Annotated in this window: 16 protein-coding genes; 2 read left to right on the forward strand and 14 right to left on the reverse strand. The window is 43.9% G+C overall.

What is annotated here, in order from left to right; all coding sequences use genetic code 11:
- Positions 1–141: 141 nt before the first annotated feature.
- The 12 genes from ACHUFW_RS14550 to ACHUFW_RS14605 all read right to left on the reverse strand — a co-directional run bounded on the left by ACHUFW_RS14550 (position 142) and on the right by ACHUFW_RS14605 (position 13,192).
- Positions 142–858: an SIMPL domain-containing protein gene (locus ACHUFW_RS14550; RefSeq protein ID WP_394204061.1), complete on the reverse strand. Its 717-nt coding sequence runs from the start codon at positions 856–858 to the stop codon at positions 142–144.
- Between the two features lie 90 nt (positions 859–948).
- Positions 949–1,341 (reverse strand): VOC family protein, encoded by a 393-nt coding sequence (locus ACHUFW_RS14555; protein ID WP_394204062.1) that lies wholly within the window; start codon positions 1,339–1,341, stop codon positions 949–951.
- A 119-nt stretch (positions 1,342–1,460) separates the two neighbouring features.
- Positions 1,461–2,771, reverse strand: a complete 1,311-nt coding sequence (locus tag ACHUFW_RS14560) for an OmpP1/FadL family transporter (RefSeq protein ID WP_394204146.1) — start codon at positions 2,769–2,771, stop codon at positions 1,461–1,463.
- A gap of 365 nt (positions 2,772–3,136) precedes the next feature.
- The gene (gene putP, locus ACHUFW_RS14565) at positions 3,137–4,588 is read right to left on the reverse strand and encodes a sodium/proline symporter PutP (RefSeq protein ID WP_394204063.1); all 1,452 of its coding nucleotides are present in this window, start codon (positions 4,586–4,588) and stop codon (positions 3,137–3,139) included.
- Positions 4,589–4,724: 136 nt separating this feature from the next.
- Positions 4,725–5,429 carry a DUF3379 family protein gene (locus tag ACHUFW_RS14570; RefSeq protein WP_394204064.1) on the reverse strand — a complete coding sequence of 235 codons (705 nt, stop codon included), beginning with the start codon at positions 5,427–5,429 and terminating at the stop codon, positions 4,725–4,727.
- On the reverse strand, positions 5,422–5,985 hold the full coding sequence (locus tag ACHUFW_RS14575) for a sigma-70 family RNA polymerase sigma factor (RefSeq protein ID WP_394204065.1): 564 nt from the start codon (positions 5,983–5,985) through the stop codon (positions 5,422–5,424). Before ACHUFW_RS14575 ends, ACHUFW_RS14570 begins: the two co-directional genes overlap by 8 nt.
- 248 nt (positions 5,986–6,233) lie before the next feature.
- Positions 6,234–7,859: a BatD family protein gene (locus ACHUFW_RS14580; RefSeq protein WP_394204066.1), complete on the reverse strand. Its 1,626-nt coding sequence runs from the start codon at positions 7,857–7,859 to the stop codon at positions 6,234–6,236.
- Positions 7,853–9,832, reverse strand: coding sequence for a vWA domain-containing protein (locus ACHUFW_RS14585; protein ID WP_394204067.1), 1,980 nt, complete (start codon positions 9,830–9,832; stop codon positions 7,853–7,855). The genes ACHUFW_RS14580 and ACHUFW_RS14585 overlap by 7 nt, the downstream gene beginning before the upstream one ends.
- A complete protein-coding gene (locus tag ACHUFW_RS14590) occupies positions 9,832–10,830 on the reverse strand; it encodes a vWA domain-containing protein (protein WP_394204068.1) in 999 nt (332 codons plus the stop codon). Before ACHUFW_RS14590 ends, ACHUFW_RS14585 begins: the two co-directional genes overlap by 1 nt.
- Complete coding sequence (locus ACHUFW_RS14595; RefSeq protein WP_394204069.1) at positions 10,823–11,302, reverse strand: DUF4381 domain-containing protein; 480 nt, start codon at positions 11,300–11,302, stop codon at positions 10,823–10,825. The genes ACHUFW_RS14590 and ACHUFW_RS14595 overlap by 8 nt, the downstream gene beginning before the upstream one ends.
- Positions 11,303–12,232: a DUF58 domain-containing protein gene (locus tag ACHUFW_RS14600; protein ID WP_394204070.1), complete on the reverse strand. Its 930-nt coding sequence runs from the start codon at positions 12,230–12,232 to the stop codon at positions 11,303–11,305.
- 3 nt (positions 12,233–12,235) lie between these two features.
- Complete coding sequence (locus tag ACHUFW_RS14605; protein ID WP_394204071.1) at positions 12,236–13,192, reverse strand: AAA family ATPase; 957 nt, start codon at positions 13,190–13,192, stop codon at positions 12,236–12,238.
- Between the two features lie 400 nt (positions 13,193–13,592).
- On the opposite strand from ACHUFW_RS14605, the gene fadI reads away from it, so the two are divergent.
- Together fadI and fadJ are read left to right on the forward strand one after the other, a co-directional pair.
- Positions 13,593–14,903, forward strand: a complete 1,311-nt coding sequence (gene fadI / locus ACHUFW_RS14610) for an acetyl-CoA C-acyltransferase FadI (protein WP_394204072.1) — start codon at positions 13,593–13,595, stop codon at positions 14,901–14,903.
- A gap of 4 nt (positions 14,904–14,907) precedes the next feature.
- Positions 14,908–17,028 carry a fatty acid oxidation complex subunit alpha FadJ gene (gene fadJ, locus ACHUFW_RS14615; RefSeq protein WP_394204073.1) on the forward strand — a complete coding sequence of 707 codons (2,121 nt, stop codon included), beginning with the start codon at positions 14,908–14,910 and terminating at the stop codon, positions 17,026–17,028.
- A gap of 629 nt (positions 17,029–17,657) precedes the next feature.
- Here fadJ and ACHUFW_RS14620 read toward each other — a convergent pair.
- Positions 17,658–18,386, reverse strand: a complete 729-nt coding sequence (locus ACHUFW_RS14620) for a hypothetical protein (protein WP_394204074.1) — start codon at positions 18,384–18,386, stop codon at positions 17,658–17,660.
- A 117-nt stretch (positions 18,387–18,503) separates the two neighbouring features.
- Positions 18,504–22,808, reverse strand: coding sequence for an EAL domain-containing protein (locus tag ACHUFW_RS14625; RefSeq protein ID WP_394204075.1), 4,305 nt, complete (start codon positions 22,806–22,808; stop codon positions 18,504–18,506).
- Between the last annotated feature and the right edge of the window lie 132 nt (positions 22,809–22,940).

Below are 22,940 nucleotides of genomic sequence, written 5' to 3' on the forward strand. Positions count from 1 at the left end.
AATGGCATCGTAGATTTCTAAACGCTTGCTATCGCTTGCAATGTTAGTTGTTAATGCTGCTTATACCTTGCTTTAAAGCGGCGATACATAGCTTAGCCTAGATTTATAAGCTATACGCACCGCTTCAAAGTGGCGATCAATTTAATCATTTAAGTAATAGGTTAACGTTGATACTACACGGACTTTCTTGATGTAGGGGGTGTTGCTGTCTCTATCTCGAATACTAAATTGGCCTTGTGAGGCATTTTTAATTTTGCCCAGTTGCGATTCTGAATCAATGGCAAATTTAGTGGCGATTTCTCGGGCATTTTGGGTCGCTTGCTGCACCATTTCCGGTTTGACCTCATTTAACCCGGTAAATAAAAACTGCGTGCGGTTGTCATAGTCTTGGTTTGATATCGCAATACCTTCTTTGGCTAAATCGAGCATCCTTTGTTGCGTCGCTAACAGTCTTTCTACTTGTTTGGTATATAACGAGATGGTGACTTTCGCTGCATAGCGATATTTAACATTTGGATCAACATAACCTTGTGCTTGTCTATCTTCTATTGAAGGCAATGATTGCGATATTTCCTGCTCGGTGAAGCCTTGCTTAATCAAAAAGGCGACTACTTTATCGGTTTTAGTTTGTACACTTTGATAAAGGTTATCTAAGCTATTGTCGACCTCGATGAAACGCACCGGCCATATGGCGACATCGGCTTTAACTTCTTTTTCGGCAAGCCCCTTTACTGTGACTGTACGGTCCATCTCGCGCATTTTTAGCAGGCTGGTGCCGATACCTTGAGATAATAACACTAGACCTACGACAAACAGTAAACCAAATAGTGTGGCGGCTAGGGGAAGGTTTTTCTGCATGACATCCTCAATTGATGAAAGTGTGGCAAATTTGGTTTCAGAATAATCCGCTATGTTAAACAAAGCTATAGATAAGTGGTGAGTTGCTAATTAAATTTTGTTTATTGGTTGTGTTTGCCACAATTCGACTTTATTGCCTTCCGGATCGATAAACCAACCAAATCGACCAAATTCAGACTCTTCGGTTTCCGCAATCACTTCAGCTCCACCTTCTGTGACTTGTGCTAATGCGCCGTCAAGATCATCGACTACTAGATTGAACATAAAATGGTTATTACTTGGGTGTATATAGTCGGTTTCTTTGGCGAGAGGTGTCCAAACACTGTAGCCTGCACTGTTTTCGGGCGTCATTCTATCAAGGTAAAATGCCGCGCCACCCCATGGCTCGATAGGGATGTTTAAATAGGTTTTGTACCATTGTGCTAGCGATGCGGGATCCTCACTTTTAAAGAATATACCGCCCAAACCAATTACTTTTGCCATGTTGATGTTCTAATTATTTCGGTGTAACTATAACTTTAGAAAACAAATGGCATAAGTACAAAAAAGCCGCCTTAATTCGGCGGCTTTGTATTAAACGCGTAAACGTACTTAGCTACAAATTAGAACTTGTAGTTGTACTGCATTGAGTAGTAAGTGGCGTTTGACAAAGTCGTGGCGTGAACGGTACCCAAATCAGCTCCTAATATCGGCATCTGTTGAGATACCTGATCTAATACCGCGCTGTATTCTGTCAGCTGGGTTTCTTCACCGCGTACAAATGCTAGACCGAAGTCAATACTAGAATTTTTAGACAGATTGTAGGTAGCGCCCACAGTGTACCATTGACGGTCTGAGTCTGGGATAGAAATAGAGCTCACTTCACCCACTACGCCTTGGTCAAACATATAACCGGCACGCAGTGTCCAGTTAGCATTGAGGGTGTAGGTGCCACCAACACTGAATAGCCATGAATCGTCCCAAGCGTATTTTTTTAGCTCGACATCTGCAGGATCTGATACAGTGATCTGATGGAAGTCTCCCCAGGTGGTCAGCTGTGCGGTGTAGTGCAGTGCGAACTTTTCAGTTAACTGGTGAAAACCTGCTACCTGGAAGATATCCGGCATTGGAATATTGATCTCTTTGAACTCAGTTCCGCCATAGTTTACACGACCATCAGCGGTAAACTCTGGGCTGAATCGGTAGCTCAGACCAAGACGGTGATCGGCGTTGAACTCATAAACCGCGCCGACGATACCACCGAATGCCACACCGTCAGCCTCAACATCAACTAGGTCAACGGGAAGGTAAGAACCATCAGGTGCAACCGGCAATTCACCTGAGCGAGTGAGAACGCCTTCACCATAAATAACATCTATACCGGCCCCGATACTGAAATGGTCGTTGAATCGGTAAGAAGCGCTGAGGTTGAAATTAATGGTGGTTACCTCTGTTTTGCCGAGCAGATCAACAGGGGCTGGGATTTGGCTTGTACCACCGAGAATTGGTTTTGGATTAGATAAAGAGCCTGTGTCAGTGCCCGTACCGAAGTTACTGAACATGGCCACACCATAGGCAAACTTATCATTGACTGGGCTGACATAGTAGAAGTTAGGAATAATTTTTGACTCAGCGGCATCGTCGACACTGCCATAATGCAACTCACCCAAATTAGAGTTAACGTAAACATCTTTGACTTCGACTTCAACGTCTGCATAGGTTAGGCCCATGGATAGCTGTTTGTTATCGAACAGTGCCATTGCTGCAGGGTTACGTGAGAGTACTGAAGCGTTATCAGCAATAACCGCATCACCGGCGAAAGCACGGCCGATACCGGTAGCTGATTGGCTATTTAATTGGAAGCCAGCGGCCATTGATTGGGTGCTAGCCAGGGTAACGGCTGCCGCTAAGAGCGTCTTGTTGAAGGTTTTCATCATTATCATCTCTGTAATTTTAGGCTTAAGCGTGTTGTTTAAATTAGCTCAGTTTGGCTAACTTGATCGCTTGCCACTTGTTTGACCAGTGCATCTTAGGGATGTGACAGCCTGCCAACAACTCCGACCAGAAGGGCTTAAGGGTTGCATATTTGTTAATTGTTGAGGAGAAAAATAGGCGGTAATTCACAGGCAATTTTAATCCTAACCTATAAGGCTTATGTGTCGGCTAATTAAGGCTTTTACGTTATTTGAGTAAAGGTTAAGGGTTTGTAAATTTGACTGGGGAAAATAAATTAAAAAAATAGCGTACATGTGTACGCTATTTGGTCTTTTCATCCTTCTGGATGTCTGAATAGAGCTGATTATAGTTTTGAAGTAAATACTCTAAACTGTTGTTTTGTCTCATCAGATGGCGCTGATAGTCGGCTGACAATGACACCGGCTAATGTTGCAAATATAAAGCCTGGCACAATCTCATAGAGTTCAAAAATTCCGCCGCTTAGTTGCTTCCATATCACAACGGTTAATGCGCCGACGATAATAGTGGTTACTGCACCATTGCGGCTGTAGTCTTGCCAAAATAGTGATAGTAGGACAACAGGTCCAAATGCCGCACCAAATCCTGCCCACGCATAGCTGACCAAACCAAGTACGCTGCTTTCAGGGTTTAGGGCGATGATTCCCGCAATAACTGCGATTGCCACCACACCAATACGTCCTATAAGCATGAGCTCTTGGCTTGAAGCTTGTGGTCGAAGCCATTTTTTATAAAAATCTTCGGTGATCACACTCGAACAAACCAGTAGTTGTGAATCAATGGTACTCATAATCGCCGATAATATTGCGGCGATAAGTATGCCCCCAATCCAGGGGTTAAACGCGGCGTGGGCGAGATGAATAAATACGGTTTCTGGGTTACTAAGAGGCTCAGAGGCAAAATAAAGGCTACCAGCAATTCCGGTTGCTAATGCGCCAATTAGGGCTACTACCATCCAGCTCATTGCGATACGACGTGAGACAGCAATATCTTTTGCCGCTTTAATCGCCATAAAGCGAGATAAGATATGAGGTTGACCAAAATAACCTAAGCCCCAGGCCAGCAAAGAAATTAGGCCAATGGCTGTGGTGTTGCTACTGAACATCTGTAGCATTGCAGGATCGATGTTATCAAGCCCATGTTGGGTTTCTGGTTGACTAAAGATGGCAACTGGGACGATTAACAAGGCAATGAGCATTAAACAGCCTTGGAAGAAGTCGGTCCAACTGACAGCAAAAAAACCGCCAACAAAGGTGTAAGCCACGATGATGGTGGATCCGATAATTAGCGCTAAGGTGTAGTCTAGGCCGAATACCTTTTCAAATAATATTGCGCCGCCGACCATGCCTGATGAGGCATAGAAGGTAAAGAACACCAAGATAGTGATGGCGGATACTAACTTTAGTATACCTTTAGTGTCGCTAAATCGTTTTTCAAAGAAATCTGGCAGTGTGAGGGCATTGTCGGTGAACTCGGTATAAACCCTTAAGCGCTTGGCAACAAATAGCCAATTTAAATAGGCACCTAAAACCAAACCAATACCAATCCATGCTTCTCCTAAACCGCCCAAATAGACCGCACCGGGTAAGCCAAGTAATAACCAGCCTGACATATCTGATGCGCCCACACTAAGGGCGGTAACCCCTGGGCCCATGCCACGGCCACCTAGAATGTAATCATCGACTGAGTCTGTGGCTTTGTATGCCCACAGGCCAATAGCCATCATTAATACAAGGTAACCGATGAAGGTGATGAGAATAGGAAGTTCAATTGTCATGCAAGCGCCATATTTTGTTATTCTTTAAATTGTGGCTCACATGCTAGCATGTTTGATAAATACCTCAATATTGAATCAATTTGTGATCGAGATCTGTGCCGTAACCTTGAGGTATTGTTACGGCACTGTTGAGCTTTTAAATGAAGCTTTGCTTGATTTCAGTTTTTATGTTGGTTAAATCCTGTTGGTTTTCGCCCACTAACAACATGTAGGTATTGTCAGTTTCAAAGCCTAGGCCTTGATAGCGTTGATCGGCAAACTGCTCCTGCATACGCATGCGTTTTTCAGCTGGCACGATGAACACTGTCACTTTACCTTGCTCGCCCTGCATCACAAGATGCAAGCTTTTCACGCCTTGAAAGTCGCAATAGGTACTATAAAGCACTCTACCTGGTTGTTGAGTAAAGTGACGCTGACCGTTTTGGCTCATTGAGGCGAGCTGAATATTTAGCTGCTCAAAACCAATTCGTTCATTGCTCGTCATCGCTGCATCTTCATGATAAACATGGGCGAGGGCATGCTGATTTAGATCAACAGGGGCAATTCTTAGCAGCGTAAAGCTAATGCCAGCAATAAAGGCAACAGAGGCAACTAACGCCAACGTGAAGCCGGTTTTACGTCGCTGCTGTTGATGTTGATGCAGTTGCTGGTTCAACAATAACTTCGCTTCCAGTCCTTCTGGGACTGGCACCTTAAACGCTTGCTCAAGCTGGTCGTCTAACTGTTTCAAATCATTGACGAACGCCTTACGATCTTCTGACCCTTGCATGGCAGCAATAAATTCTGCGTCATCACTATTTGGGTTCTCATAGGCCTGGCGGCGAAATTTCAGCTCATCCATTGGATTGACCTCTTACTTGGGGTTCATCGAGTAAATCTTTTAACTGGTTACGTGCTCTAAATAAACGTGTCATCACGGTGTTACGGTTTAACGACAGAATATCTGCGATTTCTTCGCCGCTAAACCCACCAACGACTTGCAGAATCAGCGGCTCTCTGTACTCGACTTCGAGTTTCGCTATTTGGCGACGAATTAAATGCTGCTCTGCGTTATCTTCAGTTGAGACAGAGAAGCTGTCTTCCAATGTCTCTTGTTCAATGTCTGAGTAATCAAATTGCTTGCGTTCAAATCGCCTCGCATTCTCACGACGCAATATGGTAATTAACCAAGCTTTGGCAGCTTTGTTATCTTTTAAAGACTCCAAAGAGCGCCACGCCCTTAAAAAGGTTTCTTGAGTGATATCTTCCGCGATATGTTTATCACCGCATAACCAGTATGCGTAGCGATAAATATCTCCATGAAGTGCCCTGACAAGGCTATCGTATCGTCGTTGTTTACTTAGCATGTCTGAATTGACCGAGGATTCAGACTTTTTATTTCGCCCAAAGTTAAACATTTTTATTATTGTGACCCCGCGAGTGAGCGTATACAGCGATAAACGTATAATAAACGCAATGACAAAGAATTCATAACATCTTGTTTATCATCATATTTGCTAAGCTAGCTTAAGTAGATTTTGGTGGTACGTGCTAACTCTTTGAGCAACATATTGTTTTGCTCATCAAACTATTAGCTTAACGGTTAGCGCTGTAATGGCAAGCAATAACATCAGTTATCACTTGCCATACGTTGTGGGTTACAGCGTTAACGGGGGTTGAGTGGCGCTAAAGATGCAGTGGAACCAGTGTTAGTGTGCTCACTGATACTGGCAATCGCCTGCAGTAAAGCATGGTAATCAGGTTTGATTGGCTTAGCACTATAGCCTGCAGATTGTAACTGTGAAATGGCTTGGGCTAGCGCTGGTGAAAGCTTAGCTATGTCAGCAAGGTTGACCTGATAGCCAAGTTGTTTCGATACCGTTTGTTGCAACGCATTGAGTACTTGACCAATATCGCCATTATCGCACGCCTGTTGAAGGCTGCTTGAGCTGTTATTGCTGTTGATGGTAGGGCTTTCTATCTGCTCAACAGGTGCCTTGGGTTTGTTATATTGACGCCACCAAGCTAGCAAGGTGATTAACCACAGTGATGCAAACCCAGCTGTAGTCCATATCCATACAGATGATGTTTGTTGTGGCTGGCTTTGTGGGACTTGATATTGCTCAGGTTCGGTACTGTTGGTATTGGCGATGACATTTATTGTCCGTGATGGAATCACTGCCATTTCTTGACGGCGCGTTTGTGCATTCCACCAAGGGACTTCGATGGCTGGCAGAGTATATTGACCCGGCTGAGTTGGCACTATAGCAATTGATTGGCTTAGCTGAGACACAACTTGTTTGTCTCTGACAATCGTTTGTCGCTGTGCTTTTTCTGGGTAACTTTTTAGCCCTTGGGGTAAATTGAAAGCTAACTCAGGTAGACTAGTTTCATCGGCATTGGAGGCGATTAAATTGAAGTTACGGGTAATAGGTGTACCCACTTCATAATTGTCCTGTTGTTGCCAATCTTCATTTAATGCAACCAGATCGCTGACAAGCCAGTGGCCATGGTATTGCTCAGGTATTGGCAGTACCTTGAGAGTTGCAGGGCTTGATTTAGCTTGCATAGGGCGACTTTCATTAAATGAGAACATGCCACCTCGACGTTGCGATTGCATTAACACATCACCTTGAAAATCGGCGCCGCTGATTTCAATATCACCGGGTTTGTCCGCGATAATCGCATAGGTACGTTCAATAACTCGAAAGCGGCGTCCATCGACAAGTTCGGTGGTGTCGACATCTTCACCGAGTTGCTTGATTGATGCGCCGTCAATGTTGGGGGCACTTAGCACTCCACGCTGCAGCTCTACCGCTAAAAACAGTTTAACTTTGTAGGTGATTAGCTGACCAACATACGCTTGCTCAGTTGATAAGCTGGTACGTATGAATAGGTTTTTCATTTGTTGAGGTTGGCTGCCTTGTGGAGCAACTTGTAAAACAATTGGCGATGATGCAACACCATCAATCGTCAAAGACGGAATTTTTACTTGGCCTGTGGTTTTCGGGGCGATGAGAATTTGCCAACGAGTTTCTTTACGAGAATCGAAGTTGACGATTTGAGTGTTGCGACTAACACTGGTGCGACCGACAATGAAATCGCGCAATAGTGCTGACGTATCCAGTTTGGCCGTTTTTACGTCATCATCAGCTTTAACCGTCAGTACAAGGTACTCGCCTTCAATGGCTGGATTTCTATCTACAGAGGCTTCTATACTAGTTAGCGCCCATGCAGGGGAGGTGACAAACAGCGTCAGTCCTACCAATATTAATCTTAATTTGTTTACCACTGTTCATTGTCCTTAGAAGTTTGACCTTGTTGACGACGCTTTTGATATTCCAATTGCATCTTATTTCTCAATAAGACCTGTGGATCATCAGCTAATGAGCGCAATACACGTTCCATTTCTGGCGGTAGAGGTTCATCGCTAGCTTGAGTTGCCATGATTTGCGGCGTGGCATTGTCATCTTCTTTATTGGCTACCGATTCACTTTGTCCAGCGCTTGACTGAGGTTGCGCTGCTTGTCCTTGCTCTGGTTGCTCGTCAGCGGGCTGACTGTTAGCTTGCATTTCTGCTTCGTTATTTGGCTGTTCACTGTCTTGTTGTGACTGAGCATCTTGACTTTGGCCATCTTGATTTTGCTGATCATTTTGTTGCTGGCTATCTTGGTTTTGCTGGCCATTTTGCTGCTCATCATCTTGTTGCTGTTGGCTATCTTGGTTTTGCTCGCCATCTTGCGGTTGACCATCTTGCTGTTGTTGGCTGTCTTGGTTTTGCTCACCATCTTGTTGCTGGCCATCTTGGTTTTGATCACCATTTTGGTTTTGTTGGTTATTTTGCTCGTCTTGACCTTGTTGATTATTTTGGTCCTGCTGATTGTCTTGGTTTGACTCGTTTTGCTGATCTTGTTGCTCGGCAAGCTTTTTTACTAGCTCGAGATTATGTATGGCATCGTCAAAATCTGGTTTTAATTCAATAGCCGTTTCGTAACGTTTAATCGCTTCGTTATACTGACTTAGCCGCGTCAGGCTATTGGCTTGATTGTATAAGCCTTGTGCACTGTCATCTTGCTCAAACAAAGACAAGGCTTGCTCATAGTTGCCTGCATTATATTGCGCACTTGCTTGCCAGCTGGGATCACTGAATAGTTCTGCTGCTTGCTGGTATTCGCCATTTTCAAAGAGCGCCATTGCTTGCTGGTTTTGGGTTTGCCACAAGCTATTCCAAGCACTGGCTTGTACAGGTTGAGCGACGCTGAAAAGCATAGATACGGTTAATATCGGTAGCAGGTAGGCATTAAGCCCGTGCTTAAAGCTCATTAACAATGGCAGTACCAGTAACAATGCCAAATAAGGCCCTAAATCTTGCAGTACTTCACCATCAAGGTCGGTTTTTTTACTTGCATGGTGTTGATCTATATGTGTGATTAATGCATTCAGATCACTGTTGTCTGAACGGTATTGGTATAGCGAGCCGCCGGTACTGGTTGCGATTTCAGCTAACTTAGCGTAATCAGTTTTAGCCACCACCACGTTATCGCTTCTGTCTCTAAGTAACTGGCCATTAGGTAGCTTCACTGGCGCTCCTTGTTGACTACCTAACGCTAGTACCTGCAGTTGGTAATGGGTGTCAGCCAATATGGATTTAGCGCGATTTACCTGATCGATTTTCACGCCATCGGTAATCACAATGATATCGCCACGCAGGTGACCACCTTGAGCGAGAAGGGATTTTGCCTGAGATAATGCCGCCGGTAAATTTGAGCCTCGCACAGGCATGATTTCAGGGCTCAATGTGGGCAATAAGTTAAGTAGGGTAGATTTATCTCGCGTTAATGGGCTGATAGTAAATGCATCACCGGCGTAGGCAACCAGTGCGGTTTCACCTTCTTTAAAACCACTGATTAAATCAGTCGCTTTAAATTTAGCTTGTGTTAAGCGGTTGGGCGCTTGATCGGTGGCGTACATGGACAAGGACATATCCATCACAAGGATACGAGCTTGATCTGCTTGAAATACCGGTAAGGCTTGCTTACTAATAGCTGGGCCTGCTAGCGCTATAACAGTGATTAGCCACGCAGTGGCAAGATAAGCAATGTTTCGTTGTTGCTTCTGTTCACCTTCACTGACTAATAGTTTGGCTAAGTGTGGTGCAATATAGCGGTTCCAGTTGGAACTAGCACTGCCAGAGCGCCATAATGCCAGCAAGATGACGGCTAAAGGTAGTAAAGCCAAAAGCCATTCAGGACGTAAAAATTGCATTAAGCCGCCCCCTGTTTACGTGAGGTCAGTTGCTGAAAAATTGGTAGAGTTAGCAGCACTTTGAGAACAGTCAGTAGTAATGCGATAGCCAGAGGGTAATAAAACAGATCGGCCTGAGGTCGATAGCTAAATTGCTCACGACTGATGGGCTCAAGTTGATCAATCGCTTGGTAAATTTGCTCAAGCTCTTCACTGTTACGTGCTCTAAAGTAGCGGCCACCGGTCATTTCAGCAAGTTGAGTCAATTCAGCTTCATCAAGATCCATCGATGGGTTTACACGCTCAGTACCAAATATGGTGCGCCTTTCTAACACATCAGCACCGACACCGACAGAGTAGATGGTGACGCCTCGTTTAGCTGCAATCTCTGCAGCTTGTTTGGGAGTGACACTGCCTGAGTTATTTGAGCCGTCGGTTAATAAGATTAAGATCCGATTACTTTCATCGACCTGCTCAAAACGTTTTACGCCCAAAGCAATGGCTTCACCAATGGCGGTTTGTTTGCCGACTAATCCAATTTCTGCTTCGCGTAAAAATTGCGCAACTGAGCGTCTATCTTGGGTCAGCGGCGCTTGTAAATAGGCATGATCGGCAAACAGTATCAGTCCCAATCTGTCACCTTGGCGCCGCTCAATAAACTCGCTCAGTACGTGTTTAATTAGCACTAATCGGTCAACGGGTTTACCATCAATGACCATATCTTCAATTTGCATACTGCCAGAGAGATCGACGGCCATCATCAAATCTCTCCCCTTGCTTGGAAGTTCAATAGGCTCACCGACCCATAATGGCCGACAAACTGCACTGATAAGGCAAACCCAAACAAGCCATAATAGCCAAGAGGGGCTGGTTTTACGTTGCTGCACCTGATTTAGACTGGTTTGTCCTACGCCAGGTAATTGCAGATGGCCTGTGACTTTCTGTTGCTGTTGAGCGCGACGAAAAATAAGCGGCAATGGCAACAACACTAACAACCAAGGCCAAGCGATACTAAACATTAGCGCTCCCTTTTGTCAGTGGCAGTGTTTGACTTAACCATTGTTTTGTTTCATCGAGCAGTCGCTGTTTGTCTTCGGGACTATAAGCAGTGTTTTGGTAGCGCTTTTCGATTAAGCTTATCAGTTGAGGACTTGCTTGTTGCGCCAACAGCCAGTCGAGCCAGCGTTGACCCTCTAACTTTGCCACTGAATCTCGTCCTAAATAACTCATTACTGCACGTTTAATTAGGCTATTCACTTCGATGGGTAAATGTGGCATATCGGTATTCATCTGACTTAACTCTTTGATTGCCATTCGTTTAGCAGCAAGTTTGTGCTGTCTTTTTTTCCAAAGTCGCAAGCACCAAAGTAGCAAGATGACCACCGCTGCCAGCAATAACCAATATCCGGGGGCAATTGGCCATTGATGTATGGCTTGCGGTAATTGAATATCGCGTAAGTTGGCGAGAGCGGGGTTCGTCGCGGCAACCATCTATCTCAATGCTCCAAGTTGTTGATTGAGGTTTTGTCCTGCGTCGATAAACCGTGTTTGTACACTTAATTTGTTCATCATTCTGACAAAGCCTGCTTGTTGTTGCTGTTGCGTATTTAGCCAGGTTTCGTAACTTTGGCGGTTAAGGGTGAGCTCTTGGTTACCCTCTTTTACGGGGAGGGCAAAACGTTTTGGTAATGGCAACTCACCTTGTCTGAGGGGGTCGGTGACCAAATAGGCGCCAATGTCGCAATGACGCTTAAGATCGAGTAAAGGCCCGACACACTGTTCATCAATATGTTTGCCATCGGATATAATCCAAATCAATGATCCCGGTTTTGCTAGACGCTGCAAGCGTTGACAAGCGCGGTACATGTGCTGAGGTTCATTGGGCAAAGAGTGAATGTGTTGCAGTTGTTGTTGATGAACCTTTTCGATGGATGCAACCAACTGCAATATACCGTTCTGACGGCTTCGCGGTTTGAGTTCAATATGTTGATGCTCACTGGCGATGATGGCTCCCAAACGGTCACCATGGGCGATGGCACTCCAGCCCAAAGTCGCTGCTAAATGGGCAGCTTGCACAGACTGCAACAGTAAGCTGGAGCCGAAATATAAGCTGTGGCTCAAATCAAGCAGGATGATGACCGGGCGTTCTCGTTCTTCAACAAAGAGTTTGGTGTGGGTTTTTCCCGTTCGAGCTGTCACTCGCCAATCAATGGTGCGAACATCGTCACCGGGTTGATAGTGGCGTACTTCGGCAAACTCCATACCGCGGCCTTTTATATGGCTGGCACGGTGTCCAGCCAGCGCAGCTTTCGCCTTACTGCGATGCTCAGGTATCGCTTTGGCTAAGTTTTGGCAAGCGAGTAGTTCTTGCTGCGATAAATGAATGCCATCAGCAAAAAGAGGTAAGTCCTGACTAACCATAAACTAGGGAACCGCAACCAAACTGAGTATATGATTGATAACCTGATCGCTATTGACGCCCTCAGCTTGTGCTTGGTAACTAAGTAATAGTCGATGACGTAATACGTTAGGGGCAACAGCTTGAATATCTTCAGGTGAAACAAAGTCTCGCTCTTTTAACCAAGCTCTTGCTCTGGCGCAACGTTCAAGTGCTAAGGTTGCACGAGGGCTAACACCATATTCTAACCATTTCGCCAGTTCATCACTGTACTTTTCCGGGGTTCGCGTGGCCATGACCAAATCAACAATGTACTTTTCCAACGGCTCAGCGAGGTAGATTTCGAGTGCCTGCTCGCGCGCAGCGAAAACTTCTTGCTGCAATATGGGAGTGACTTCAGGTAAGGCATGATTGAGCGCTTCATTGCGAGACATGCGCATGATGGCAAACTCTGTATCTGCACTTGGATAATCTAAGTTTAAGTGCATGAGAAAACGATCTAGCTGTGCCTCTGGTAAAGGATAGGTCCCTTCGTTTTCAAGTGGGTTTTGGGTCGCCATAACCAGAAACAGATCTGGAAGTTTATAGCTATTTTTGCCTACCGTGACTTGACCTTCAGCCATCGCTTCTAACAGTGCTGATTGCACCTTTGCGGGTGCACGGTTAATTTCATCGGCCAAGATCAAGTTGTGGAATATCGGCCCGGCCTCAAATTCAAAGCTGGCAGTTTGCGCGCGATAAATATCCGTGCCGGTTAGATCAGCTGGGAGTAAGTCAGGGGTGAATTGAATTCGATGAAAGTCACCCTCAACACCATCACATAAGGCTTTAACCGCGCGAGTTTTAGCTAATCCTGGCGGGCCTTCTACTAATAGATGTCCATCGGCTATCAATGCGATGAGTAGGTTTTCCGTCAGCACGGGCTGACCAAGAATAACTTGGTCTAGGTATTCTCTTAATGCGTGAAATCGACTTAAAGGCATGGGGTTACTCGTATTTTTCTGTATGAGCTGTAGGACATCAAATTATCAGATAAATTCCGAAATAAGTTTGTTAGTTGAGTGAATTTAAACCAAACCCTCTATCCTCGCTCATCAATTAGCGTTCAGGATTCGGCTCATATTCAGATCGACTATGACGTAATTCGACACTGTTTTTCAAAATATATTCAATTAAACATTGTTAATAAAGCAGTTTTTCAATATTTAACGATTAAAAACCAAACAGGTGTTTAAAACTTTAACATAAGAAGTTAGAATCAGATCACACTTTGATGGTCAGACCTGTTTGTTAAGCAGGTGAGATAAGACAGGTTTTTGTTAGGGATACAATAATAGTCGCGTTGATTTTTTTGATGAAGCGATGTCAATAAGAGGGGTAATAATGAGTAAGCTACAAAGGGTGACCAACGCCAATGGTGATCGCGTTGCGATTGTAACCGGTCTACGAACACCATTTGCGAAACAAGCCACCGCCTTCCATGGCGTATCAGCCTTGGACATGGGGAAAATGGTGGTCAATGAGATGCTTTCTCGCTCTGAAATTGATCCTAAAGAGATAGAGCAGCTGGTTTACGGTCAGGTTGTACAGATGCCTGCTGCGCCAAATATTGCTCGGGAAATAGTGTTGGGCACTGGCATGGATGTGGCGACAGATGCATACAGTGTGACGCGGGCTTGTGCTACCAGTTTTCAATCTACAGTGAACGTCGCTGAATCTATAATGGCGGGTAACATTGATATTGGTATTGCAGGTGGTGCCGATTCATCGTCAGTATTACCCATAGGTGTTTCGAAAAAGCTGGCTCACGCATTGGTTGACTTAAATAAGGCGCGCTCATTCTCTCAAAAGCTTGCGATTGTTAGACGCTTAGGCTTAAAAGACTTATTACCTGTGCCGCCCGCTGTTGCTGAGTATTCTACGGGTTTATCGATGGGACAAACCGCAGAGCAAATGGCGAAAACTTATGGCATTAGCCGCGCAGATCAAGATGCGCTCGCGCATCGCTCGCACACTTTGGCAACAGAGACTTGGAATGCAGGTAAGTTGACCGATGAAGTGATGACCGCTCATGTCCCTCCCTATAAAACCTTTATAGATCGAGACAACAATATTCGTGAAAACTCAGCCATCGAATCCTACGCTAAGTTGCGCCCCGCATTTGACCGTAAGCATGGTTCAGTCACTGCGGCAAACAGTACGCCACTAACCGATGGTGCTTCGGCGGTATTGCTGATGAGTGAAAGTCGTGCCAAAGCGATGGGCTACACGCCGATTGGTTACATTAAGAGTTACGCGTTTAGCGCCATTGATGTTTGGCAAGACATGTTAATGGGGCCTTCATATGCAACGCCGATGGCACTGGCGCGAGCTGGTATGGAGCTAGAAGATCTTACTTTGATAGAAATGCATGAAGCTTTTGCTGCTCAAACGCTCGCCAATATGCAGATGTTTGCCTCGAAAAAGTTTGCCGAGGAGAAGCTGGGTCGTAACCGCGCAATTGGCGAAATCGATATGAGTAAATTTAACGTGTTAGGTGGCTCTCTTGCTTATGGCCATCCGTTTGCTGCAACAGGCACACGTATCGTTACTCAATTGTGTAGAGAATTACAACGCAGAGGCGGTGGGACAGGGCTTGCTACCGCATGCGCTGCGGGCGGCTTAGGTGCAGCGATGATAGTTGAAGTGGAGTAAGGTAATGGATAACAGTTTTAAATTAACGCGAAACGATAATGGCATTGCCGTGTTAACGATGGATGTGCCTGGCGAAACCATGAATACTTTGCGCGCCGAATTTGGTGAGCAGATCACAGCCATGCTGGATGAAATTAAAGCTGATAACCAGATAACCGGTTTGGTTGTTACATCAGGCAAGCCTGATTCATTTGTTGCCGGCGCAGACATTAGTATGCTGGATGCGTGTCAAACAGAGCAGGATGCAAAAACACTTTCGCAGCAAGGACATCAGGTTTTTCTTGCACTTGAAGGGCTAAAAATTCCCGTTGTTGCAGCAATTCATGGCCCTTGTCTTGGCGGTGGCTTAGAGCTTGCTTTAGCCTGTCATCAGCGAGTATGTACTGATAGTAAAAAAACCATGATGGGCCTGCCTGAAGTGCAGCTGGGATTGTTACCTGGCGGCGGTGGAACCCAACGTTTACCTCGGTTAGTTGGCATTACGAAAGCGCTCGACTTGATGCTAACAGGCAAGCAAGTGAGACCTAAACAAGCACTTAAAATGGGCTTGGTTGATGATGTGGTACCTGAGTCAATTTTATTGCAGACCGCTATTGATATGGCATTGAAAGGTAAAAAATCACCGAAAAAGCCCAAGCTTTCAACGTTGAACAAGATATTGGAAGGCACCGGTGCTGGTCGCAATATTATATTTGATCAAGCATTAAAGCAGGTCAACAAGAAAACTCAGGGGAATTATCCTGCTCCTGAGAAGATCATTGACTGTGTACGCCAAGGCAGTGCTAAAGGACTATTGAAAGGGCTTGAAGTTGAAGCGAGTCATTTTGCGCAGTTGGTGATGACCAGCGAGTCGGAAGCGTTACGTAGCATCTTTTTTGCGACCACAGAAATGAAAAAAGAAACCGGGGCTGGTGACGTAGAGCCACGTGATTTAAATAAAGTGATGGTGCTAGGCGGTGGATTAATGGGTGGCGGCATTGCGTCAGTAACCACAACCAAAGCGAAACTGCCTGTTCGTGTTAAAGATATCAACGAGACTGGACTAAGTAACGCACTTGCTTATGCCTATAAATTGTTGAATAAGAGTGTTAAACGCCGTCATATCACACCAGCTGTTCGTGACAACCAAATGGCATTGATGACAACGACCACCCAATACCAAGGTGTTAAAGATGCTGACATTGTGGTGGAAGCGGTGTTTGAAGACTTAGCTTTGAAACATCAAATGGTCAAAGATGTTGAGGCGCATTGTGGTGAGCAAACCATCTTTGCCTCAAATACCTCATCTCTTCCGATCGGTCAGATCGCTGAAGCGGCGACTCGCCCAGAAAATGTCATTGGTTTGCATTACTTCTCTCCGGTTGAGAAGATGCCATTAGTTGAAGTGATTGCCCACGAAAAAACCTCTGCGGAGACAATTGCAACGACCGTTGAGTTTGCAAGAAAGCAGGGTAAGACCCCGATTGTTGTGCAAGACGGTGCCGGTTTCTACGTGAATCGAATCTTAGCGTTATACATGAATGAAGCAGCCAATTTATTACTTGAAGGTAATGGGGTAGAGCATTTAGATAAGGCGTTAGTTAAATTTGGATTCCCAGTAGGACCCATGACCTTGCTTGATGAAGTCGGTATTGATGTTGGTGCCAAAATTGCGCCTATTCTTGAGGCGGAGCTAGGTGAGCGCTTTAAAGCACCACAGGCGTTTGATAAATTGCTGGCAGATGATCGAAAAGGCCGTAAAAACAAGAAAGGATTTTATCTTTATACTGGTAAACCTAAAGATAAGAAGGTTGATGAGAGTGTTTATCGGGTGCTGGGATTATCACTTGGAGCTGGGAAGTTGCCGGAGCAAGTTGCTGAGCAGTGCGTGGTGCAAATGCTCAATGAGGCAGTTCGCTGCCTCGAAGAAGGGATCATTGCTAGCCCACGTGATGGCGATATTGGTGCCATTTTTGGTATCGGTTTCCCACCGTTCTTAGGTGGTCCATTTAGATATATTGACCAATTAGGTGCACAAAATTTAGTTGATAAATTATCGCATTATCAATCTCAGTATGGCGACCGATTTGCGCCATGCGAGAGATTGAAAACGATGGCGCAGGAGCAATCTCGCTTTTATCCATAAGCGTCATTAATTCATAGTCTCTATATTAGATATGCGGCATGTTGATGCCGCATTTTTTTATCTTATCGGTAACAATTGGTAATTTATTGACCGCCTTTAGTCTGTTTAGTGTACAATGAATAGTGAGCGTTAGGCGGTTTCTGCTAGTTAGCTGGTTGTAGTCGAAGACTGATAACCCGGTTAATTAGTAGGTGTAGTGGCAGTATGAGGTATACACTCAATGATTTTGTTCGTAGTATCGGGCTTGTTTTTATCCTCAATTGTGATGGGGAATTTAGCATTTAGAGCAGGATTAGGCGTCAAACGCTGGGCTTTTGTTGGGCTGCTTTTTGGACCATTTGGTTATCCACTACTAAGCACTCATAAGCGTTTTGCTTGGAAAAAAGCCCAAGGGCGTGGAAACGTAAATATCATCCTTTGACTTAAAAATTATTTGGATGATTTGATGAAACAAAAAAGGAGCCGATGGCTCCTTTTTTATGACTATGTGCTGAGGTCTACTTCCACCAGACTTTGGCAGGAATGACTTCTAATTGATTAAGACCTTCAGGTAGATGAACACGCTTACGTTCTGATTTTTGAGCGATACCAAGGGCTTTCTTTAGTGAATTTAACATAGTCACTTCTCCTTACGCGTTAGCTGTATTGATGAATTTGATGTTTGGCGAACCAGCAAGCTCTACAGGCTTGAACTTGATGTTTGGCGAACCAGCAAGCTCGACAGGTTTGAACTTGATGTTTGGCGAACCAGCAAGCTCGACAGGCTTGAACTTGATGTTTGGCGAACCAGCAAGCTCAACAGGCTTGAACTTGATATTTGGCGAACCAGCAAGCTCAACAGGCTTGAACTTGATATTTGGCGAACCAGCAAGCTCTACAGGCTTAAATTTGATGTTTGGCGAACCTGCAAGCTCTACAGGCTTAAATTTGATGTTTGGCGAACCAGCAAGCTCAACAGGCTCAAATTTGATGTTTGGTGAGCCAGCAAGCTCAACAGGCTTGAACTTGATGTTTGGCGAACCAGCAAGCTCAACAGGCTTGAACTTGATGTTTGGTGAACCAGCAAGTTCTACAGGCTTGAACTTGATGTTTGGTGAGCTAGCAAGTTCTACAGGCTTAAACTTGATGTTTGGTGAGCCAGCAAGCTCGACAGGCTTGAACTTGATGTTTGGTGAGCCAGCAAGCTCAACAGGCTTGAACTTGATGTTTGGCGAACCTGCAAGCTCAACAGGTTTGAATTTAATGTTTGGAGAGCCAACAAGACTGTTATCAGAAGTAAAGTTAATAGTGTCCAGTGCGTTAATAGCTGTAGTAGCGGTTAAAGTAAGGGCGATGGCAGTAACTAGTCCGTTAATCATGGTTATCTCTCTCAGGGTTAATTCATTTTTATGTCAAACAAAATGTTGACGTTTGAGAGAGTAGATGCAGACGTTATGCCAAGTTTTAAATTTTGCTATAAATAAATAGCTGTAGAGTTACATTATTCGCCCTGAATTAGCTTGTTTAACCTCTTTTTGCGGTTCAATATTATCCTGAATAAGTAGTTTGGAGAAGGTCTCTTCTGTTACTGCTTTACTATAAATAAAGCCTTGTATTTCTTCGCAATTTAGTGCTTTCAATATATTGAGTTGAGAGGGCTCCTCGACACCTTCACCCACCACAGATAAGCCCATGTTATGCGCGATGGTGATAATAGAGTCCACCATCTTCAAATCACGGTCGGATTTATCGATGTCATCAACAAAGGCTTTATCAATTTTCAGCGTGTGGATAGGGAATCGCTTCAAGTACGATAATGACGAATAACCGGTGCCAAAATCGTCTAGCGCAAGGCTGACGCCCATTTGCGACAGTTGCTCCATGACTTTAATTGCCTTTTCCGGCTGTTTTATGACGGTACCTTCAGTAATTTCTAGCTCTAAGTTGCTCGCAGGTAGCTGTGTGAGACGTAAAATTGACTCTATACGTTGATGAAGGTCGGGTAGCGCAAATTGTTGCGATGATAAATTGACGGCAACCCGTCCATTGAAGATTCCTTGACGGCGCCAATTTTGTGCCGCGAAGCACGCTTTCTTTAAAACAACCTCGCCGATATCGATGATTAATCCAGTTTCTTCTGCTAAGGGGATAAAATCTCCCGGCGGTATCAATCCATGCTGTGGATGATTTAAGCGAACTAGCGCTTCCATCCCGGCTAGTTTACCTGACTTAAGATCAATTTTAGGCTGATAGTAGACTTCAAACAGATCTTCCTTTAATCCTTCGCGGATTAGATTTTCAACTTCAAGTTGTCTTATTGCATTACGGTTTAAGGATTCTGAATAGAATTGATAGCGGTTACCGCCGCCTGATTTCGCGTGATACATGGCAATATCAGCTTTGCGAAGCAGCGCTTGCTCATTTTGATCATCTTCAGGGTAAAGCACAATACCAATACTCACCCCAACAACAACCCGATCTTTAGAGAGCTCAAATGGGTTATTAAAGGCGTCAATTACACTATTCGCTATTACTGCCGCAGACCCTATATCAGGATTGTTATCAACAAGAATGGCAAATTCATCACCACCTAGGCGATAGATACTGGTGTGGTAAGGCACGGCGCCTTCAATACGCAATGCAACCATTTTTAGCAGCTCATCACCGACTTGGTGGCCAAGTGAATCATTGATCTTTTTGAAGTTATCAAGGTCTAACACCATTAAGGTATGGTGAGTGTCCTTACGGACTAAGTTGCCTAAGGTAACCATCAAGCTTGAGCGATTTGGTAAGCTGGTGAGTATATCGTTATTGGTTAATTTACGTAACTCTTCTTCTTGTTGCTTACGTCTGGAGATATCGGAGAATACACCAACATAATGAGATAAGATGCCTTGTTCATCATAGATGGCATCGATAGTAAGCTCCATTAAAAAGCTGCTGCCATCACCTTTGGAGGACTCTACATCATTGCTCCAACTACCTTGTTGTTGCAATATGGTACGGATTTGCTCTGAATAGCTGTCAGGGTAAAGATCAAAGGATAATTTTGTTCCGATAAAATCGGTGCGGCTCTTCTCACATAAATCACAACAGGCCTCATTAACCTCGACGAAATCGAATTTACTGTCGAGAATGAACATGCCTTCTGAGATATTTTCAATTGCCCGCTCAAACAGGCGCAGTTGTTCTTCAGCTTGTTTGAAGTTGTTGATATTTTTGATGGTACCAGTCATTCGGACTGGCTTATCATTTTCGTCTCGTTCAACGATTTTGGCGCGGTCTAATATCCATACCCAGTCGTTGGTTTTGCCTTTAACTCGGTAAGCGGCTTCAAAGTGGTCTGTTTCACCAATGAAATGTTTATTGAGTGTGCTATTGACCCGCTCTTGATCCATTGGGTGAATATTACTCTCTTCTACACCGTCACCTGAGCGTTGACCATCGCGAGGAAACTCTAAAGAGCCCCAGATATTGGAACGGTATATTTGACCCGTTTCGATATCCCAGTCCCACATTTCATCACCGCTTCCCCAAAGGGAAAGTTTTAATCGTTCTTCGGACTTAGCTATTTGTCGTTGTACTTCACGGCGTCTTAACAGCGCTTTAGTGATAATTCCGGCAAGTAAAACGATGACGAGAAAGTAAACTAATTTTGATTCGGTAGAGAGCCACCATGGTGGAGTAATATGTATTGTAAGTGACTTTTGCTTACCCGGCTCACCAAGCAAGGCGCTTTGTGCGTAAATATTAAAGGTATAAGTGCCTGACGATAGATTGGTGTAGGTCGCTGAATGGGTGCCTTTCGCAGCAATCCAATCATCAGAAAGCCCTACTAGTTGATAGTAATATTCAATTTGCTCAATAGAGGAGTTTGGCGTATCGAACTTAATCGTAAATGGATAGTCGGAGTATTTTAATGTTATTTCATCTGAGTAACTTAATGGTGCTTTAAGGTGCTCACTCCCCATATTTACTGGCGTATTGAAAATGAGTAGATCGGTCAGTGTCGTTTCAATAACGGGTATGCTAGCGATATAACTATCTAACCTATCAAGGGAAATTAAACTGGCTCCCTCAATTCCGCCAAATATCACTAAGTTGTTGCCAAAATTGATGCCGCTAGGCGTATTGTATTCGTGTTGGCTACCATATTGCGTTGAAAATACGTATGCACGCCCTTCAAGCAAGTAGACAATTTCATTGATTGAAGAGGCGATGATGCGATTGCCATCTGTTACGATGGAGTAGATGCTTTTATTGTTACTAAACAGAACCTTGGAGGCCTTGCTGTTACTATTAAATGATTTTATAGCGGTTGCTGTTCCGTATATGATTTCATTTTCGCCATGGGTCTCAATGCTATAAACCAACTCGTCATCGATGAGCTCTACGCCATTTTCACTTGCTAAAAACAGACCTGTTTGGCTACCTATAAAAAATGTGTCCGCGGAATTTTCAATAACGCTTAGTATGGGGGATTTTAATTTTAAGTTTATTAATTTATTGACACCTGTTTGAGGTTCATATTTCGCAATTTGACCAGTCGCAGTAGCAATAAGTATCGAGTTTGTGTATTGGCTCGCCTTAATAAAAGTAACAATGCCATTATAAAGCTGCTCTATTTGGTGGGAGTTACTATCTATTCTATATAAGCCTTGGTGGTTACCAATATAGATGTCACCTTCAAAAAAGATAGTGTTTTTGTAGCCTGAGTGAGGTGTTGTGTGTGTGGCAACCAAATTTAAGCCAGCATCATACTCATTTATGATGTTACTGTCTGATGACAGCAATAGGTTTCCATTGGGTTTCTTACTTAAATTCCAAATATTTCCTGAAGTGCCGACAATGGTGTTTACCAGATTGGCAGAGTTACTAATGCTAATTAGACCATCATTAACTAAGCCGATATAAACGGCATTATCATTAACATATAATGCAGAAACGATAGAGTTATTTTCTTCTTTCAAGCTGCCAAATAATGTTTCTTTACCATCTTCTATTAAAAATATTTGATGGTTAGTTAAGCCATAAAGGTGATCATCCCTTACAAAAATCCTGGCATACTGTCGATTACTTTGGATTTCTTTTTCGAATTCTTTGTTGACAATTTTTATGCCTGAACTGGACAAGATATAGAGGTTGTTGTCGTCTGTGACTACATCAATAATATTACTGCTAACTAGCTCTGGAGTTTGTTCAAACTTCTCGATATTGAGTTTGTATAGTTCTCTGCTGTAATTTCTTATGTATATATCGTCTTGATATAAAATGATTTTTTTCGCTTCGTACAGTGACTTCTTTGTATTTGCAAGAGTCGACTGCCCATTAACTAAATATAAGCCTGTATTTGAACCGATAAGCAATCCTAATCGAGTGCTTAGTACTGACCAAATCGCTGATTGGTTAAACTGTTTGGCTTGTTCTACTTGTTTGAAATTGTCATTACTCTTGTCATATACCATTAACCCTTGATCAGTACCGACAAGTAAATCACCGGATTCATTAGTCGACAAACTTCTAATGAAAGATGAGCTGAGGCCGCTGTTATCTCCAGCCAAAAAGGTTTTAAATCTTTTGCCATCAAAGCGATTTAATCCATTAAGAGTACCTACCCAAATATAACCTTGTTGGTCTTCGGCGATGGAAGTCACAGTGCTTTGTGACAATCCTTCGGGAACATTGAAGTTTTTGCTATTAAGCTCAACGGAGTGAGTAATGGACTCATGTGCATAGGCCATGGTCGCATACAGGCACATGGTGAAAAAGGTCAGGATTAGCTTTATCAGAGCGTTAGGCATAATTATTTGTTTGATTATTAGCCAGAAAAGCGTAGGCAACAGTTGATTAACCTCACTTTTTCAGAAACAAAGGTGTTTGTCAAAGTTGCGGCTAGTTTTTCTAGATGAAAATCATTTACATCTCCTGTTGCC

Origin of the sequence: Shewanella waksmanii (assembly GCF_043643685.1) — a bacterium.
GTDB lineage: Bacteria > Pseudomonadota > Gammaproteobacteria > Enterobacterales > Shewanellaceae > Shewanella > Shewanella waksmanii_A.

What these genes read in the sequence shown, in the direction of transcription:
- ACHUFW_RS14550 (WP_394204061.1), bottom strand. Translation starts at nt 858, where the DNA reads ATGCAGAAAAACCTTCCCCTAGCCGCCACACTATTTGGTTTACTGTTT.
- ACHUFW_RS14555 (WP_394204062.1), bottom strand. Translation starts at nt 1,341, where the DNA reads ATGGCAAAAGTAATTGGTTTGGGCGGTATATTCTTTAAAAGTGAGGAT.
- ACHUFW_RS14560 (WP_394204146.1), bottom strand. Translation starts at nt 2,771, where the DNA reads ATGAAAACCTTCAACAAGACGCTCTTAGCGGCAGCCGTTACCCTGGCT.
- putP (WP_394204063.1), bottom strand. Translation starts at nt 4,588, where the DNA reads ATGACAATTGAACTTCCTATTCTCATCACCTTCATCGGTTACCTTGTA.
- ACHUFW_RS14570 (WP_394204064.1), bottom strand. Translation starts at nt 5,429, where the DNA reads ATGGATGAGCTGAAATTTCGCCGCCAGGCCTATGAGAACCCAAATAGT.
- ACHUFW_RS14575 (WP_394204065.1), bottom strand. Translation starts at nt 5,985, where the DNA reads ATGTTTAACTTTGGGCGAAATAAAAAGTCTGAATCCTCGGTCAATTCA.
- ACHUFW_RS14585 (WP_394204067.1), bottom strand. Translation starts at nt 9,832, where the DNA reads ATGCAATTTTTACGTCCTGAATGGCTTTTGGCTTTACTACCTTTAGCC.
- ACHUFW_RS14590 (WP_394204068.1), bottom strand. Translation starts at nt 10,830, where the DNA reads ATGTTTAGTATCGCTTGGCCTTGGTTGTTAGTGTTGTTGCCATTGCCG.
- ACHUFW_RS14595 (WP_394204069.1), bottom strand. Translation starts at nt 11,302, where the DNA reads ATGGTTGCCGCGACGAACCCCGCTCTCGCCAACTTACGCGATATTCAA.
- ACHUFW_RS14600 (WP_394204070.1), bottom strand. Translation starts at nt 12,232, where the DNA reads ATGGTTAGTCAGGACTTACCTCTTTTTGCTGATGGCATTCATTTATCG.
- ACHUFW_RS14605 (WP_394204071.1), bottom strand. Translation starts at nt 13,192, where the DNA reads ATGCCTTTAAGTCGATTTCACGCATTAAGAGAATACCTAGACCAAGTT.
- fadI (WP_394204072.1), top strand. Translation starts at nt 13,593, where the DNA reads ATGAGTAAGCTACAAAGGGTGACCAACGCCAATGGTGATCGCGTTGCG.
- fadJ (WP_394204073.1), top strand. Translation starts at nt 14,908, where the DNA reads ATGGATAACAGTTTTAAATTAACGCGAAACGATAATGGCATTGCCGTG.
- ACHUFW_RS14620 (WP_394204074.1), bottom strand. Translation starts at nt 18,386, where the DNA reads ATGATTAACGGACTAGTTACTGCCATCGCCCTTACTTTAACCGCTACT.
- ACHUFW_RS14625 (WP_394204075.1), bottom strand. Translation starts at nt 22,808, where the DNA reads ATGCCTAACGCTCTGATAAAGCTAATCCTGACCTTTTTCACCATGTGC.